The sequence below is a fragment of the Leucobacter japonicus genome, from assembly GCF_001273855.1.
GTDB classification, from domain to species: Bacteria; Actinomycetota; Actinomycetes; order Actinomycetales; family Microbacteriaceae; genus Leucobacter; species Leucobacter japonicus.
On record NZ_JHBX01000104.1, the window covers coordinates 331,326 to 347,348 of the forward strand.

A 16,023-nucleotide genomic window follows, 5' to 3' on the forward strand; every position below is an offset into this window, starting at 1 on the left:
ACGCGATTACGTGACTTAGAGTCACGGTGACTGTAAGTAGCATCACGTGCGATCGCGCACCTGTCAAGTCGAATGAACAATCGTCACCCAAGGTAACGATTACGTAGCCGACGCTCGCGCCATGTCACACCGTGGGATAGGCTCACAGAGTAAGACCAGTAATGCCGAACGTAGGGATTCTCCAGCACGTTTTATTTGCCGCAGCGATGCGGCACGCTACCAGTCTCCACGTCGGCGCCGTCGCCGTGGCACCCCGGTCGCGTCTGCGACCAGCAACATGAAGGAAAACAGTATGGCCACCGGCACCGTGAAATGGTTCAACTCCGAAAAGGGCTTCGGCTTCATCACGCCCGATGACGGCGGATCCGACGTCTTCGCGCACTTCAGCGCGATCCAGGGCAACGGCCGTCGCGACCTCTTCGAAGAGCAGAAGGTCGAATTCGACGTCGAGCAGGGCCCCAAGGGCCTGCAGGCAAGCAACATCCGCGCACTCTAAGTCGCGCGAACATTCGAGGTGCGGGGGTTTCCCCCGCACCTCGTTTTTGTATGTTCGGCACATTTGTGTCGACAGGTTTTCAGAGCATCGCTACATTCGGAGCATCGCGCTCGTGCCGCACGGCCGGGCGATCCGATCCGAGAACACCCGGAGCTCCATGTCGACGCAGACGTACCCGCACCTCCTCGCCCCACTGCAGCTGGGCGACATCACCCTCCCGAACCGCGTGCTGATGGGCTCCATGCATGTGGGCCTTGAAGAGCTTCCCGGGGGCTTCGAACGCCTCGCCGCGTTCTACCGCGAACGGGCCGCCGCTGGTGCGGGGCTCATCGTCACCGGCGGGGTCGCGCCGAATGCCGAGGGCCGCTTGACCGCTCATGCCGCAATGCTCACCGACGCAAACGATGTCGCCGACCACCGCCTGGTGACCGACGCCGTGCACGAGGTGGGCGGGCGCATCCTTCTCCAGATTTTGCACGCCGGCCGATACGGCGCGCACGCCGATATCGTGGCACCGAGCCCCGTGCAGGCCCCCATCTCCCCCATCACGCCGCGCGAACTGAACGATGCCGAGATCGAGCGCACCATCGACGATTTTGCCCGCACGGCTCGGCTCGCCCGCGAAGCCGGGTACGACGGTGTCGAGGTCATGGGCTCGGAGGGCTACCTCATCAACGAGTTCGCGACGGCGCACACGAATCATCGTGATGATCGCTGGGGCGGTGATGCCGAACGCCGCCGCCGCTTTCCGCGTGAGATCGTGCGGCGGGTGCGCGAGGCGGTCGGCGACGACGGCATCCTGATCTACCGCCTCTCCATGCTCGATCTCGTGCCCGACGGGTCCACGCTCGACGAAGTCATTGCGCTCGCGCTCGATGTCGAAGCCGCCGGCGCGACGCTGCTCAATACCGGTATCGGGTGGCACGAGGCGCGCATTCCGACCATTGCGAGCTCAGTGCCGCGCGGCGCGTTCTCGTGGGTCACGCACCGACTCATGGGCGCCGTGTCGATCCCACTGATCACCACGAACCGCATTAATACTCCCGAGACGGCTGAGCAGCTGCTCGCCGACGGCTGCGCCGACATGGTGTCGCTCGCTCGCCCCTTCCTCGCGGACCCCGAGTTCGTGGCAAAGGCGGCCGCCGGTACTCCGGAGCGCATCAATACCTGCATCGGCTGCAATCAGGCCTGCCTCGATCACACCTTCGCGGGCAAGGTCGCCTCGTGCCTCGTGAACCCGCGCGCCGCTCACGAGACCGAGCTGGTCATCGCCCCCACCACCCAGCGCAAACGCATCGCGGTCGTCGGCTCAGGCCCGGCCGGGTTGGCGTGCGCCACCACGGCAGCATCCCGGGGCCACGAGGTCGTGCTTTACGAGGCCGACTCGCGCATCGGCGGCCAACTCAATGTGGCGCTGCAGGTGCCGGGAAAGAGCGAGTTCCGTGAGACCCTGCGCTACTTCGCGGGCCGGATCGCCGAAACCGGAGTCGAGTTGCGCCTCGGCGAGCGGGTGAGCGCCGCCGATCTCGACGCCGCGGCCTTCGACGAGGTCGTCCTTGCCACGGGCGTGCAGCCGAGACGGCCTGACATCGCCGGGCTCGGCCACTCGAGCGTCGTCGGCTATCTCGACGTGCTGCGCGATCGCGTGCCCGTCGGCGACCGCGTTGCGATCCTGGGCGCCGGCGGCATCGGCTTCGACGTCGCCGAGTTTCTCACGACCGATCACGCTGAAGATCCGCGGGATGTCTCGGGGTTCCTCGCGCACTGGGGCGTCGACGCGGAGTACGCGCGCGCGGGCGGGCTCACCGTTGCAGTGGAAACTCGGCCGAGGCGCTCGGTCGTAATGCTGCAGCGCAAATCAGGCAAGCTCGGTGCCGGCCTCGGCAAGACCACCGGGTGGATCCACCGCACCGAACTCGCGCGACGCGGGGTGCAGATGATCGCCGGCGCGGAATACCTCGCGATTGATGACGCCGGGTTGCACATCAACATCGATGGCGCCCTGCGCACCCTGGAGGTCGACACCATCGTGCTGTGCACCGGCCAGGATCCGGCCCGCAAGCTGCACGATGAGCTGCTCGCGGCGGGGCGCACGTCGCACGTGATCGGCGGCGCCGATGTGGCGGCCGAGCTCGACGCGAAACGGGCCATCGATCAGGGCACTCGACTCGCGGCCGCACTGTGACCGCCGCGCCACGACGATCGGATACGGTGATGCCATGACGAGCTCATCCGGTGCAGCGGAGCGCCTCTCGCGCATGATCCAGATTCCGACGGTGTCGGCGGAGATCGACGAGCGCGGGGCCGAACCGTTCGAGGCCTTCGTCGCGCTGCTCGAGGAGCTCTACCCAAGGGTGCATGCCGATCTGCAGCGCGAGCGCATCACCGATCTCGGGCTGCTCTTCCACTGGCGCGGCGCCGATTCCGCGCTCGACCCGGTGGTGCTGATGGCGCACTTCGACGTGGTACCCGTCGATGCCTCCGATGCGTGGACCTATCCCCCGTTCGACGGACGCATTGCCGATGGTTTCGTCTACGGCCGCGGCGCACTCGACGACAAGGGCCCATTGCTTGTCGTGCTTGAGGCCGTCGAAGCGCTCCTCGCCGACGGTTTCGTGCCCGCGCGCGACGTCTACCTGTCGTTCGGCGGCAACGAGGAGACGTTCGGCGAGGCGGCGTACACCATTGCGCAGACGTTCCAGGAACGCGGCATCACCCCCTGGCTCGTGCTCGACGAGGGCGGGGCCGTGGTCGATGCCCCGCTCCCGTTCGTGCGTGGGCAAGCAGCGATGGTCGGTGTCGGTGAAAAAGGGCCGATGACGGTGCGGCTGAGCGCCCGAGGGGACGGCGGCCACGCTTCGGCCCCTCCGACACTCACCGCGGTCGCACGCATCGCACGAGCCGTCGGACGCCTCACGCCCGGCACGTTCCCCGCGCACGCCCCAGAGGGGGTCACTCGCATGCTCGCGCGCTTCGCACCGCGCTCGGGCGGTGCCGCACGACCGCTGTACCGTCTGCTGGCGGCGAAGCCCTGGCTCACCGCACGGGTGTTCGCGCGGCTCGGAGGCGAACCCGCCGCGATGGTGCGCACCACGGTCGCCCCGACAATGTTCGAAGGGGGCACCGCGGCAAACGTGCTCCCCTCGCAGGCGAGCGCCACGGTGAATCTGCGCATCGCCCTGGGCGAATCGGTCGCGCGCACCACCGACCGCATTCGCCGACGGATCGCCGACCGGCGGGTCACCATCGAGGTCGTCGACGGCGAAGAGCCCTCACCCGAATCGTCGAGCGAAAACACGCAGTTCGGGCTCATCGCGCGCGCGGTCGGCCAGTCGCATCCGGCGGCCGAAACGGTGCCGTACATCATGATGGCCGCCACGGACTCCCGGCATTTCCATCGCTTCGCACCCGCGGTCTACCGCTTCGCGCCGCTCGCGATGTCGGCCGAGCTCCGCGAGACCATCCACGGCGTCGATGAACGAGTCGCCATCGACGAACTCGAGCGGGGCGCCCGATTCCACCGCAGCCTCATCGAGAGCCTGCCCGGCAGGGAATCGGCCGCATGACCCGCGTGCGGCTCGGCGTACTCGCCGGCATCGTCGGCTTCCTCGCATTCGTCGAGTTCACGAGCGGGTTTCTGCAGGGCTATTACACGCCCATGCTCTCGAACATCGCGCGTCACCTCGACGTGCCCGATGCCGATGTGAACTGGCTCGAGGGCTCGCAGTTGATGCTGTCGGCGCTGGTCGTGCCGGCGCTCGCCAAGCTCGGCGACATGGTCGGGCACAAGCGGATCCTGCTCTGGTCAACCGCGATCACCGCCGTCGCAAGCCTCGCGCTGCCGTTCGCCCAGACCTTCCCACTCTTCCTCGCCGCGTGGACGCTTCAGGGCGTCTACGTCGTCTGGCTGCCGCTCGAAATCGCCCTCATCTGGTCGCGCACTTCAGGTCGCGACGGCCGTTCACTGCTCACCGCTCGCGCCGCCGGCATTCTCGTCGCCGCGCTCGAGGCCGGCGCGATCTCGGGAGCACTCATCGGCGGGCAGCTGATCGACTCGTTCCCGATCTTCGGCGTGCTGCTGGTGCCGGGAGTGCTCGTCACCCTGTGCTTCTTCGTGATCGCCTTCGGCGTCGCAGAGTCGCCCGAGCAGCTCGGCGGCCGCCTCGACTACGTCGGCCTCATGCTCATCACCGTGGCGCTCCTGGCATTCACCGGCGGCCTGAGCCTGCTGCGCCTGCAGGGCGTGGGCAGTGTGCTCGCTTGGGCGGTCGTAGTGCTCGGCCTCGTGCTCGTCGTGCCATTCGCCCGCTGGGAGCTGCGCCACCCCGATCCGTTGATCGACGTGCGCATGTTCCGTTCGCCGGCACTCGCTCCGGTCTTCGTCACCGCCGCCCTCTTCGGCATGAGCGTGCTCGGCGCTCAAGCGCCCCTGTCGACGTTCATTCGCACCGACCCCGAGTCAGCGGGGTACGGCCTCGGCATCGGCGGCTTCGCCACGTCGCTCGTCATCGGGCTGTACCTCATTGCGATGGTGATCGGCGCGCTGCTCTACCCGTTCGTCGCCCGGCTCAACACGCCCCGCAACACGCTCGCGGGGGCCGCGCTGCTCGTCGCGATCGGTTATCTGCTCTTCCTCCCGTTCCACGACACCTACACCCACATGGTCACCAACATGATGATCGCGGGGCTGGGCTCGGGCGCGTTGGTCGCCGCACTGCCCGCAGCAGCCGCGGCCGGCGCACCGGATCATCTCACGGGCGTCGCGACCGGCCTCACCAATTCGACGAAGACCGTCGGCGGTGCCATCGCCTCCGCGATCTTCGGGATCGCCCTGATGCACGGCGTCGCGGGAGCTGCAGGAACCACGGGTGCTGAGGCCGGCGGGGGCACCGCGGGGTCGTTCACCGGCTATGTCATCGTGTGGTGCGTCTGCGGCGGATCAGCCTTGGTCGCCGCCATCGCGTTGAGGTTCGTCGTGCCGCAGCAGGCGTTCCGCGATCGGGAGAGCGTACCGCAACCGGTGTCGCCGTCGCAGGCGGGGTGATCCCGCACTGCGATTCGTCTAGGCGAAGACCGTGTCGGCCGCGTCGAGCGAGTCGAGCAGCAGCGCGTTGAGCTGGTGTCTCCCGGCTCCGAGGTGCGCCCAGCGCCACACGGTACTCACGAGCGCGGCGGCGTACCCCGCGGCCTGAATCTCGGCGACCAGGGCGTCGACGCCGTCTCGCCGCAGCCGAGCTCCCACCAGGTCTGCGATGCGGAGCTGGCGCTCCGCGCGCCCGGCCGCCAGCTCGACTTCCACCCCCATGGTGCGCGCTTCGGCGACCGCCAGCGCGAGCGCGTCGGGGTGCTCCCCCGACGCGAACACGCGCAGTGCCGTGGCGACCGGTACCGAGGCGTCGGCAAGAGCGGCATCGAGCGCCGCGATCCGACGGTCGAAGACGTACCAGAGAATCTCGGACTTCGACGCGAAGTAGTTGAAGAAGCTGGATCGGCTCACACCCGCTCGGCGAGTCACCTCGGTCACTGAGGTCGCCTCGTACCCGCGCTCGAGAAAGAGCTCGCACGCGGCATCCGCGAGCATCTCGCGAGAGGAGGCGTGCGGGCGCCCACGAGTCGAAGACATGCTCTCACTGTATCGGCCGATCATCCGTGAATTGCCGCGCAGATGCGCGTACGCGCGCGGATCGACTACACTCGGCTTGTTGAACTCAATCCAACAACAGTGGATCGCCCGAACCCGAGGAGCCGCCGCATGGCCTCGCAGCACCGCCCCCGCACACTTCCGCGCACGCTTGCCCTGACCGCCATCGCGGCGGCGAGCGCTCTCACCCTCGCCGCGTGCGCCGGGGGCGGCACCACCGCGGAACCGGAAACGGAGGATGGCGGCACGCTCGTCTACGCGACCGGCGACGCCGAGCCCACCTGCCTCGACCCGCACGTCGGCGGCAACTACCCGCAGGCCCTGATCTCGACGCAGTACCTCGAGCCGCTCGTGGGCCGCGATGCCGACGGCACCATCACGCCGTGGCTCGCCACCGAGTGGACCACCAGCGCCGATGGCCTCACCTGGGACTTCACGCTGCAGAGCGACGTCACCTTCACCGACGGCACACCGTTCGACGCGGAGGCCGTCAAAGCGAACATCGAGCACCTGCAAGATCCGGATACCGGGTCGTCGACCGGCGTGCTCGCCGTGTCGAAGGTGCAGAGCGTCGAGCCCGTCGATGCCACGCACGTGCGGTTCCACCTGTCGTCGCCCGACTCCGCGCTGCTCGAATCGCTGAGCCAGCAGTGGAACGCCATCGAGTCTCCTGCCGGGATCGCGCGCGGCATGGACGAGAACTGCCAGGCGCCCATCGGCACCGGCCCCTTCATCGTGGACAGCTGGAAGCCGCAGCAGAGCGTGACGCTCGTGCGCAACGACGACTACCGCACGCCGGGCCCCGAGGCAGACCACGATGGTGCCGCGTACCTGGACGCCATCGAGTGGCGCTTCATCCCCGATGCCGCGACGCGTCAGTCGGCGCTCGCCTCGGGCGAGGTCGACGTGATCGACAACCCGCTGCCCAGCGATATCGTCGCCGCCGACGGCGCCGGCTTCACCCACATCGACGCCCCCCGCCCGGGCTCGGTGAACCGCATCGAGCTCAACACGGGCCAGGCTCCGTTCGACGACATCCGGGTGCGCGAGGCGTTTGTGCGCGCGGCCGATCCGAGCCCGGGCATCGAGTCGCTCTTCCAGGGCACCGCGGCGCAGAGCTTCTCCCCCCTCGCCAGCACGGAACCCGCGGCGACCTCCGACGACGGCCTCTTCACCACGGATGCGCAGGCCGCGGCGAAGCTGCTCGGCGACGCCGGCTGGACCGCCGGCAGCGACGGCGTGCGCGAGAAGGACGGGAAGCGACTGACCGTGCGATTCCCAGTGAGCACGAACCAGTCGGTCGCCGCGGAGCAGTCCCTCTTCGAACAGATCCAGGCGAACACGGCCGCAGTCGGCTTCGACGTGCAGCTCGAGCCCGTCGACCTGAGCACCTGGTACGGCAAGCTCGGTGCGAACGAGTACGAGGCCGTCGACGCGCCGTACACGAAGGTCGGACCCGACGTGCTGCGCTTCCTCTACCACTCGGACGGCATCACGCCGGCACCATCGGGCTACTTCGCGAATCACGCGCAGCTCAACGACCCCGAGCTCGACCAGCTCCTCGACGCGGCCGCCGCCGAGCAGGACACGGCGAAGCGCGACGCGATCTACGCCGACGCGCAGGAGCGCGTGCTCGAGAGCTACGCGATCCTGCCGCTCTACGATCAGCAGAACCACTTCCTCGTCAACGGTGCAACCGGGGTGACGACGCTCGGCACGATCGCGACGCCCACGTTCATCAACGCGAAGCTCACGAAGTAACCGAGGTCACACTCGGAGCCCCGAATACGGCACACTGCTGCAGTGAGCACTTCCGAGCATCCCCGCACGTCGCGGGGCGACGCACCGCGCGCCGAAGCCTCACGCCTCCGGGCGCGACGCATCGGTGGCGCGGTGCTGCGCCGCGTCGGCTCGGCGGTGCTCGTGGTCTGGATCACCGCAACCATCGTGTTCATCGCGCTTCGCGTGTCGGGTGATCCGCTGGAGGCGATCATGGGCGGGCCCGGCTCGCAGGCCACTCCCGAGGCCTTCGAACGGGCGCGCATCGCCTACGGCCTGGACCAGCCGATCGCGGTGCAGTACCTGACGCAGCTCTGGAACACCGCGACGCTGCAGTTCGGGGACTCGTACGCGCGCAAGCAACCGGTGAGCGGGTTGCTCGCGGCGAACTTCTGGCCGACCGTGCTCATCTCGACGCTCGCACTCGTCGTGGCCTGGGCATTGGCGTTGGCCGGCGCGCTGCTCGGGGTGCTCGGTCGCGGCTGCTGGGGGCGTGCGACTCGGGCCGCGCTCTCCGGGATCGCCACTGTTTCGTCAGTGATCCCGCAGTTCTTCCTCGGTGCCGTCGGCATCCTGATCTTCGCCGGCGCGCTGCACTGGTTCCCGGCGACGAGCGCGGGCAACGCCCCGGCGTCGCTCGTGCTGCCCGTGCTGACCCTCGCGATTCCGATCGCCGGCTATCTCGCGCACGTGATGCACGGCTCACTCGAGGAGGCCGGATCACAACCCTTCGCCACCACCGCTCGCGCTCGCGGCGCCAGTGAGACGCGCGTGCTGCTCGCGCACACGCTGCGCCACGCCGCGCTCCCGGCGATCGCACTCTCGGGTTGGGCCTACGGGTCGCTGCTCAGCGGCGCGGTCGTGGTCGAAGCGCTGTTCGCTCGCCCGGGGCTCGGCCGCCTGCTGCTCGAAGCCGCGTCGGTGCGCGACGTGCCCGTGGTCATGGGCGTCGTCTCGATCATCGCGCTGCTGTATGTCGCCGTGATGCTGCTCGCCGACATCGCTGAACGGCTCATCGATCCGGCGGTGCGGGTGCGGGTGCGAGCTGACCGTGAGGTGACGCTGTGAGCGGCGGGCAGCTGAACGGGTCTCCAGGGAGCCTCTCGCCGCGACGCGTCACCCGACGGCGCCCCCGCGGAGGCCGGGTGTGGACTGCACTCGGGTGGCCGGGGGCACTCAGCCTGCTCGTGCTCGCCATCGCGGTGCTCGCCGTCGTCGCGCCGCAGGTGCTCGCGCCCACGGACCCGCTCGCGATCCACCCGGCAGACGCGTTCCGACCGCCCTCGTGGGCGCACCCGTTCGGCACCGACGAATCGGGGCGCGACATTGCCGCCCGCATCGTGCACGGCACGAGCGCGTCGCTCGGCATCGGGCTCGCAGCGACCGCCATCGGTGTCGGCATCGGCGCGGTGCTCGGCTTCGCGTCGGGCGTGGGCCCGCGATGGGTCGACGCGGCACTCGCGCGCGTGTTCGAGGTGCTCTTCGCACTGCCGACGCTCGTGCTCGCGCTACTCTTCATCTCGGTCATGGGCGGCGGTCCGCGCGCCTCGATTCTGGCGATCGGGCTCGCGACGATCCCCGGGTACGCACGCCTGCTCCGCGGCACCGCGCGGCGCGTGGCAGCCAGTGGGTACGTGGAGTGGGCGTGTCTCGACGGGGTCTCGGCGCCCCGCAGGTTCGTGCGCCACATCGCTCCGAACGCGGCGTGGCCGCTCGTTTCGGCGGCGACGCTCGGGGTCGGGCAGGCGATCGTGTGGGTCTCCGCGCTCGGTTTCCTGGGGCTCGGCACGGTACCGCCGTCGCCCGAGTGGGGAGCCATGCTGAACGCCGGCCGCGTGTATCTCACGACCGCGTGGTGGATGACCGTCTTCCCCGGTCTCGCAATCGTCGTGACCGCGACGGCGCTGACGGTGATCGGCCGCGCCCTGGCGAAGGGGGGCCGCGCATGAATGCGGTCGCGAGCGCCGCTCCCGTGCTCGAGGTCGCCGGCCTCGAGGTCGGGCTCGGGCGCGGGCGCCATCGCGTTTCGGTACTCGAAGCGATCTCGTTCTCGGTCGCCGCGGGCGAGTGCGTCGCCGTCGTGGGGGCGTCGGGCGCCGGCAAGTCGGTGCTCGCCCGCGCGCTCCTGGGGCTCGTGCAGGCCCAGCCGAACTGGTCGGTCGCATCGGATCGCCTCATCGTCGACGGCCGCGAACTGCGAAACGCGTCGCAGCGAGCCTGGCGGTCCGTACGCGGCGACGCGATCGGCCTCGTGCTGCAAGATGCGCTGCAGTCGCTCGATCCGCTGCGCACCATCGGTGACGAGGTCGGCGAGACCCTCGCAATCCGCGGGGTGCCGCGCAGCGAGCGTCGGTCACGCGTCATCACCGCGTTGACCGAAGCGGGGCTGCCCGGCGCCGCCGACCGTCTGCGGCAGCGCTCCCCCGAGCTCTCCGGCGGCATGCGTCAGCGCGCCCTGATCGCGGCAGCGCTCTCGGGAGACCCGGCGATCCTGATCGCCGACGAACCCACGACCGCGCTCGACCCGACCACCGCCGCCCGCGTGCTCGGCCTGTTCGCTGAGATTCGGGATCGCGGCACCGGGGTGCTGTTCATCAGCCACGACCTGCGCAGCGTGGAGCAGCTCGCCGATCGCATTCTCGTCATTGACGCCGGTCGGATCGTCGAGGCGGGGGCAACCGACGACATCTTGCACCGCCCGCAGCACCGCGCCACACGTGCGCTGGTCGCTGCCACCCCGCACGGACCGAAGCCCGGCCCCACCGCGCATCCCGGCGCTCCCCTGCTCGCGCTCATCGGAGCGAGCCGGCAGTTCGCCACCCCGACGGGTGATCGCGCGGGAATCTTCGGCGTGGACCTCGACGTGCGGCGCGGCGAGGCCATCGGCGTGGTCGGCGAATCAGGCGCTGGCAAGACTACGCTCGCACGCATCCTCGCCGGTGCCGAGCGCCTGGATACGGGTCGTCTCGAACGCACCGACGCGGCGATGCAGGTCCGCTTGATTCCGCAGGATCCCCTCGCGACGTTCGACCCGCGCTGGCGCGTGCGCCGCATCATTGAAACGTCCGTGCGCGCCGATGCGTCTGGCGCCAGGCGCACCGCTGAGGAGCTGCTGGCCGAAGTCGGCCTCGGAGCCGAGCTGCTCGATCGCTTCCCGGTGACGCTCTCGGGCGGCCAACGCCAACGTGTCGCGATCGCCCGCGCACTGGCAGCCCGGCCCGACATGCTCGTCTGCGACGAACCGGTCTCGGCGCTCGACGTGGCGACGCAGGCCGGCATCCTCCAGCTGCTGAGCTCGCTACAGCGAGACCACGCGGTCGCGATCGTATTCGTCTCGCACGACTTCGCCGCAGTGCGCACCGTCTGCGACCGGCTGATCATCATGCAGCACGGCGAAGTCGTGGAGCGCGGCGAGACGGAGGCGGTCTTCGCGAACCCGCAGCACCCGTTCACGCGCGAGATGCTCGCGCTCACGTGAGGCGCGGCGGCGCACGATTACAGGTGCTTGCCGCCAGTCACCGGGACTACGGCTCCTGACACGTACGACGCTTCCTCAGAGGCGAGGTAGACATAGGCACCCGCAAGCTCGGCAGGCTGCCCGGGTCTCCCGAGCGGAGTGTCTTCGCCAAAATGCACTTGCTTCTGGTCCCAGCCCGTCGCCGGAATCAGTGGTGTCCAGATGGGCCCAGGCGCGACCGCGTTCACCCGCACCCCGCGTTCCCCTTGCGGCTCGGCGAGGGCGTGAGTAAAGGCAACCAGTGCCGCTTTCGTCATGGCGTAATCGAGCAGGTCAGGGGATGGTTGGTAAGCCTGCACCGATGCCGTGACGATGACGCTAGCTCCCGGCTGCAAGTGCGGTGCGGCCTCGCGGAAGAGCAGGATCGGGGCAACGAGGTTCGTTGCGAACACCTGCTCGACCGCGTCTCGCGAGATCGCAGCATTGTCCTCGCGCTCGCGCTGGGTCGCCGCGTTCAGCACCAGGATGTCGAGGCCACCGAGTTCTTGAACGGCGCGTTCGACGGTCTGGATGCAGTCCGATTCATGACGCAGGTCACCGGGCAGCAGCACGCCCTTGCGATCCGCGTGCTCGATCTGAGCCAGTGTCTGCTCGGCGTCCTCCTGCTCCTCGGGTAAGTAGGCGATCGCAACGTCGGCGCCCTCGCGTGCGTATGCGATAGCGACGGCGCGACCGATGCCCGAGTCTCCGCCGGTGATGAGGGCGCGATACCCGGCCAGACGACCGCTCCCCCGATAGGTGTCTTCGCCATGGTCGGGCTGCGGCTGCATCGGCTGCGTGAGTCCTGGCTGGCTCGGCTGCTCCTGCTGGGGCAGCGGCGCTTTCGGGTACTTCGTGCGGGGATCGAGATTCGGGGTCATACATACTCCTCTTCGTATCGTCGGTTTGCCGCGCGTCAGCGAGAGATGTCAGTGGTCGCGCAGCAGCTCAATGAGCTCTGTCTTGCGCAGCCCGGAGTACCCGCTGAGGCCGAGCTCTTTCGCGCGACGGCTCAGTTCAGGCACGGTACGATCCTCGTAATCTTCAGCGTTACCGCCGCGACGGCCAATGTTCGAACGGCCCTCTTTTGCGGCAGCGTTTGAGATTCGCGCTGCTTTCTCGGCGGAGTTGCCCTCATCGCGCAGGCGACCGTACAGCTCGGGATCCTTCAGCTGGGGGGTTTTCGACTTCGGCATGCGTCGTCCTTTCGTCGTGTGCACTCGACGCTACGCCGCGTCTCGCCACCTCAGCAGGGCCTCGACAGCTCCACGCGGCGTTGCTAGCCTCTGGTCGCTTGCGACATCGAATGCCGTACGTCTCGAACGACTGCGCGGCGCCTCCAGACGGTAACCGCCTCGCACGGTGATACGCAAGGGGCTCGTCTCACCTGGGGCAGCGCTCATACCATCGTCAACACAGCAACGATCACCACTCTCGCCGGTGCGCTGTGCGCCGCGCTTGAAGTGCCGGTAAGCTCGCACGACACGAACGGGAGGATTCAACGTGGGACTCGTGATGCCGGGTGGCGCAGCAGACGTACCCTTCGATTTCGGGCTCGAGTACCTCGAACCGCTCGGCCACGATCACGTCTGGGTCGACGGACTCGCCGCACCGCAGACGCCCGACGATGATCGACATTCGCGCAGCATCGACTCGCTCTACGAGGTGGAATCTCTGCTGCGACGCCACCCCCAGTTGCACGTGATCGCAGCGCATGAGCCGAGCCTCAGTGGCCTGGTCAATATCGATGCCGAAAGCGGCCTCGCGCTGCCCGGGGTGCCCACTCACCCGCTGCAACCGGAGGAGTGGTGGTATCGCCCGGTCGGCGATTGGCTCGCCAGGCAGATCACTCACCTCGCAGCGGCCCCATTCGACGCCGATGCGCTGTGGTTGGTGAGCGGGCGAGTCGTGGGTCGTGGGCCCGATGGAGCGCCTCTCCTCGCCGACGCGGCGACGATCGGCGTCTTAGGTGAGGCCGCCATCGAGGAGGCCGGCGACCGCTATCACCAACGGTTCGCGCACGCCGTGAACGCCGTCGGCGCGGCGGAGTAGGCCGCGAGGTTTACCCTTGCGCGCGCCGCGCGAGCAGCACGAGCAAGCACTGCTCGTCGACGCTGAGATGCGCGCGCGTCCGCATCTTTTCTCGCGCTTTCCGAAGCCGAGCCCGAGCCTCGGCGTCCTCCGCCAGAGCGAGCACTCTCGGGTCGATGTACGACGTCCGAGTCACCGTCGGAGTATTGCCCAGTCGCTCCGACGCCGCCTGTACGGCCACGCGCGCCGCGGCTGCGGCGGCCCGTTCGGTCGCGAACTCCGACTCGTCCTGCTCAAGCAGCGCGGAGAGCGCGATGCGACTGCCGCCCCAGGTGCGAAAGTCTTTCGCCGTGAACTCCTCGCCCATGACCCGCTTCACATACGCGTTCACGTGGCTGCTCCGCACTCGCCGCGAAACGCCCGTGTCTTCGAGAAACCTGAACACCTCGGCGCCCGGAAGCTCCTCGAGACGCGCGATCAGGCGCGCGACTCGAGCGTCGGCGACGCGTCGTTCGTGCCGCTTGCCGCTCTTGCCGACGAAGTCGAAGCGCACCGAGCTGCCGGTGGCCGAGATGTGCTCCTCACGCAGCGTCGTGACGCCGTAGCTCCCGTGCTGCTCGGCGTACTCGGCGTTGCCGACGCGGAAGAACTCGAGGTCGATCAGGTGAATCACGCAGGCGACCACGCGCTCGCGACTGAGCCGACGACGGCGCAGATCACGGTCGACCCGCGATCGTAGTTTCGGAAGCGCGGTGCCGAAACGGCCCAGGCGCGCAAACTTCTCGCGTTCCCGGCGCTGCCGAAACTTCGGGTGATAAATCATCTGCGTGCGGCCGGCAGCATCGATCCCGCGCGCGAGCACTTTCGCCGCGGGCGAGCGGGCGATGCGCACGTCATTCCAGGCGGGCGGGATCGCCAGTGCTTCGATCCGCGCAATCTCCTTAGTCGCAGTCACGCGCCGCCCGCCCCGGCGGTAGATGAAGGCATCGCCCGATCGCTCGCGCGTGATCTGTTCGCCGCGGCGTCCGCGTCGGTTCGACGCCCGGGATCGGCGGGGCCCCTCGGAGGCCCCGCCTGCAGCATCACCCATGGGGGTGCGGATCTGACGGCGACGGCTCGTGCGCGGGTGCCTGACCCTGTGCCTCTTGGTAGAGCGCGAGCAGCCCGTTCACACCACCCTCACGGAACGCCGTGAGCTGGTGTTGCGCCGGCCCGCCCGTGGTGCGCAACTGTTCGAGATAGGTGCCGACCCGCTCGGCATCGCCGAACGCCTCAAGCGACGGCAGCGCGAATGCGAGCATCTCGACGAGCATCGCCGACGCGGGTCGTGCGGCGCCGTCGACGGGGTCGATCAGCGATCCGGTGAGGCCATCGCGCGCCGCCATCCAGATTGCGCCGTCGACGAGCCCGGGAACCAGCGAACCCGGAGCGCTCCCCGACTCAGCGTTGGTGAGGATGCGATCCACGAGTCCGCGCACGAGGAGCGCGAACGATACCGAATCTTGCGCACGCAACTGCGCATCGGCAATCCGCAGTTCGATGGTGGGAAACCGCTCTGAGAGCCGCGCGACCCAGGTCACCACACCAGAATCGATGAGTACCCCGGTCTCGACGAGCGTGCTGATCGTTCGCTCGTACTCCGCGCCATCCGCGAACTCCGGCGGATATCCCGCGAGCGGCCACGACATGCTCTTGATGTGCCGCCAACTCGCGAGTCCGGTCTCTTCGCCGCACCACACGGGCGAATTCGCCGTGATGGCGAGCAGTGCCGGAGCCCAGCGGGCGAGTCCCCGCAGGGCGATCACCCCGGCATCGGGCGAGGGCACGGCGACGTGCACGTGCGTGCCCGTCACGTACTGGTGCGCGGCTGCCGCGCGCAGTTCCGCTCGGATCTCCCGGTAGCGAGCTTTCGGCGTGACCGATCCCTCGTGTTCTCCCCCGATCGGCGGTAGACCCGTGCTCGCGAGCACTGCACCGGCCTCGGTCGCCGCAGCTCCCGCGAGCGCGCGAAACCGCAGCAGGGCTTCGTCAGCTTCCTCTCCCGACGCGCAGACGGGTGAAGCCGTTTCGAGTTGACTCGCGAAGAACTCACGATCGACGTCGCCGCGCAGCTCCGGACGCAAGGCTACGACCTGTGCGGCGCGATCGACGGGGATGCCCGATTCAGCGTCGAGCAGCAGGTATTCCTCCTCGACGCCGAAGCTCCGCCGCGCGCCGTCCGCGCGGCCCACGCTCAGAGCGCCTCTCCGTCGGTGTCTTCAGCCCGGCGTGCGGGCGACGACGAGACATCTTCGCCCAGCTCTTCCAGCGCATCGCGCGGGTCATCGGCAGTAACCTCGACTGCCTGCTCCTCATCAGCGTCGACGAGCGGGCGATCCTCATCGCGATGATCCGTGACGACCAGCTCTTCGTCGCCGTCGATCTCGTCCGTGGGCTCCCACAATTCAGCCATGATCGTTCCCCTCTGCGTGAGCATCGTCGGCAGATCACCGGCGACGCATTCCTGTCACTCGATCGTAGAATTTCGCGGATCGAGTGTCAGCGGGGTTGATTTCGCCCGGCCGCGTGTGCCTGGGCTGC

Annotated in this window: 15 protein-coding genes; 9 read left to right on the top strand and 6 right to left on the bottom strand. The window is 68.7% G+C overall.

Going from position 1 to position 16,023, the window contains the following annotated elements:
- Positions 1–292: 292 nt before the first annotated feature.
- The 4 genes from AMS67_RS05960 to AMS67_RS05975 all read left to right on the top strand — a co-directional run bounded on the left by AMS67_RS05960 (position 293) and on the right by AMS67_RS05975 (position 5,540).
- Complete coding sequence (locus AMS67_RS05960; RefSeq protein ID WP_053386532.1) at positions 293–496, top strand: cold-shock protein; 204 nt, start codon at positions 293–295, stop codon at positions 494–496.
- A gap of 157 nt (positions 497–653) precedes the next feature.
- Positions 654–2,681 carry an NADPH-dependent 2,4-dienoyl-CoA reductase gene (locus AMS67_RS05965; RefSeq protein ID WP_053386533.1) on the top strand — a complete coding sequence of 676 codons (2,028 nt, stop codon included), beginning with the start codon at positions 654–656 and terminating at the stop codon, positions 2,679–2,681.
- A gap of 34 nt (positions 2,682–2,715) precedes the next feature.
- Positions 2,716–4,062, top strand: a complete 1,347-nt coding sequence (locus tag AMS67_RS05970; protein WP_053386534.1) for a M20/M25/M40 family metallo-hydrolase — start codon at positions 2,716–2,718, stop codon at positions 4,060–4,062.
- Complete coding sequence (locus tag AMS67_RS05975; RefSeq protein WP_053386535.1) at positions 4,059–5,540, top strand: MFS transporter; 1,482 nt, start codon at positions 4,059–4,061, stop codon at positions 5,538–5,540. Before AMS67_RS05970 ends, AMS67_RS05975 begins: the two co-directional genes overlap by 4 nt.
- A gap of 18 nt (positions 5,541–5,558) precedes the next feature.
- Here AMS67_RS05975 and AMS67_RS05980 read toward each other — a convergent pair whose 3' ends face one another.
- Positions 5,559–6,119 carry a TetR/AcrR family transcriptional regulator gene (locus AMS67_RS05980; protein WP_053386536.1) on the bottom strand — a complete coding sequence of 187 codons (561 nt, stop codon included), beginning with the start codon at positions 6,117–6,119 and terminating at the stop codon, positions 5,559–5,561.
- A 129-nt stretch (positions 6,120–6,248) separates the two neighbouring features.
- On the opposite strand from AMS67_RS05980, the gene AMS67_RS05985 reads away from it, so the two are divergent.
- The 4 genes from AMS67_RS05985 to AMS67_RS06000 all read left to right on the top strand — a co-directional run bounded on the left by AMS67_RS05985 (position 6,249) and on the right by AMS67_RS06000 (position 11,394).
- A complete protein-coding gene (locus AMS67_RS05985) occupies positions 6,249–7,898 on the top strand; it encodes an ABC transporter substrate-binding protein (protein ID WP_053386537.1) in 1,650 nt (549 codons plus the stop codon).
- Positions 7,899–7,940: 42 nt separating this feature from the next.
- Positions 7,941–8,984 carry an ABC transporter permease gene (locus AMS67_RS05990; RefSeq protein ID WP_306455243.1) on the top strand — a complete coding sequence of 348 codons (1,044 nt, stop codon included), beginning with the start codon at positions 7,941–7,943 and terminating at the stop codon, positions 8,982–8,984.
- Between the two features lie 77 nt (positions 8,985–9,061).
- A complete protein-coding gene (locus AMS67_RS05995) occupies positions 9,062–9,865 on the top strand; it encodes an ABC transporter permease (protein WP_053386538.1) in 804 nt (267 codons plus the stop codon).
- Positions 9,862–11,394, top strand: coding sequence for an ATP-binding cassette domain-containing protein (locus AMS67_RS06000; protein WP_053386539.1), 1,533 nt, complete (start codon positions 9,862–9,864; stop codon positions 11,392–11,394). The genes AMS67_RS05995 and AMS67_RS06000 overlap by 4 nt, the downstream gene beginning before the upstream one ends.
- 17 nt (positions 11,395–11,411) lie before the next feature.
- On the opposite strand, the gene AMS67_RS06005 is transcribed toward AMS67_RS06000, so the two are convergent.
- The gene (locus AMS67_RS06005; RefSeq protein WP_053386540.1) at positions 11,412–12,293 is read right to left on the bottom strand and encodes an SDR family oxidoreductase; all 882 of its coding nucleotides are present in this window, start codon (positions 12,291–12,293) and stop codon (positions 11,412–11,414) included.
- Positions 12,294–12,341: 48 nt separating this feature from the next.
- Positions 12,342–12,608 (bottom strand): DUF7218 family protein, encoded by a 267-nt coding sequence (locus AMS67_RS06010; RefSeq protein WP_053386541.1) that lies wholly within the window; start codon positions 12,606–12,608, stop codon positions 12,342–12,344.
- Between the two features lie 307 nt (positions 12,609–12,915).
- Here AMS67_RS06010 and AMS67_RS06015 point away from each other — a divergent pair, with 307 nt between their 5' ends.
- Complete coding sequence (locus AMS67_RS06015) at positions 12,916–13,464, top strand: DUF6098 family protein (RefSeq protein WP_053386542.1); 549 nt, start codon at positions 12,916–12,918, stop codon at positions 13,462–13,464.
- A 10-nt stretch (positions 13,465–13,474) separates the two neighbouring features.
- Here AMS67_RS06015 and AMS67_RS06020 read toward each other — a convergent pair whose 3' ends face one another.
- The 3 genes from AMS67_RS06020 to AMS67_RS06030 form a co-directional block, all read right to left on the bottom strand.
- Complete coding sequence (locus AMS67_RS06020) at positions 13,475–14,452, bottom strand: DNA topoisomerase IB (protein WP_053386737.1); 978 nt, start codon at positions 14,450–14,452, stop codon at positions 13,475–13,477.
- 73 nt (positions 14,453–14,525) lie between these two features.
- Positions 14,526–15,674 (bottom strand): carboxylate-amine ligase, encoded by a 1,149-nt coding sequence (locus AMS67_RS06025; RefSeq protein ID WP_053386543.1) that lies wholly within the window; start codon positions 15,672–15,674, stop codon positions 14,526–14,528.
- 2 nt (positions 15,675–15,676) lie between these two features.
- Complete coding sequence (locus AMS67_RS06030) at positions 15,677–15,895, bottom strand: hypothetical protein (protein ID WP_053386738.1); 219 nt, start codon at positions 15,893–15,895, stop codon at positions 15,677–15,679.
- Positions 15,896–16,023: the final 128 nt, after the last annotated feature.

Coding starts and splice junctions, on each gene's coding strand:
- AMS67_RS05960 (WP_053386532.1), top strand. CDS start 293: ATGGCCACCGGCACCGTGAAATGGTTCAACTCCGAAAAGGGCTTCGGC.
- AMS67_RS05965 (WP_053386533.1), top strand. CDS start 654: ATGTCGACGCAGACGTACCCGCACCTCCTCGCCCCACTGCAGCTGGGC.
- AMS67_RS05970 (WP_053386534.1), top strand. CDS start 2,716: ATGACGAGCTCATCCGGTGCAGCGGAGCGCCTCTCGCGCATGATCCAG.
- AMS67_RS05975 (WP_053386535.1), top strand. CDS start 4,059: ATGACCCGCGTGCGGCTCGGCGTACTCGCCGGCATCGTCGGCTTCCTC.
- AMS67_RS05980 (WP_053386536.1), bottom strand. CDS start 6,119: ATGTCTTCGACTCGTGGGCGCCCGCACGCCTCCTCTCGCGAGATGCTC.
- AMS67_RS05985 (WP_053386537.1), top strand. CDS start 6,249: ATGGCCTCGCAGCACCGCCCCCGCACACTTCCGCGCACGCTTGCCCTG.
- AMS67_RS06000 (WP_053386539.1), top strand. CDS start 9,862: ATGAATGCGGTCGCGAGCGCCGCTCCCGTGCTCGAGGTCGCCGGCCTC.
- AMS67_RS06005 (WP_053386540.1), bottom strand. CDS start 12,293: ATGACCCCGAATCTCGATCCCCGCACGAAGTACCCGAAAGCGCCGCTG.
- AMS67_RS06010 (WP_053386541.1), bottom strand. CDS start 12,608: ATGCCGAAGTCGAAAACCCCCCAGCTGAAGGATCCCGAGCTGTACGGT.
- AMS67_RS06030 (WP_053386738.1), bottom strand. CDS start 15,895: ATGGCTGAATTGTGGGAGCCCACGGACGAGATCGACGGCGACGAAGAG.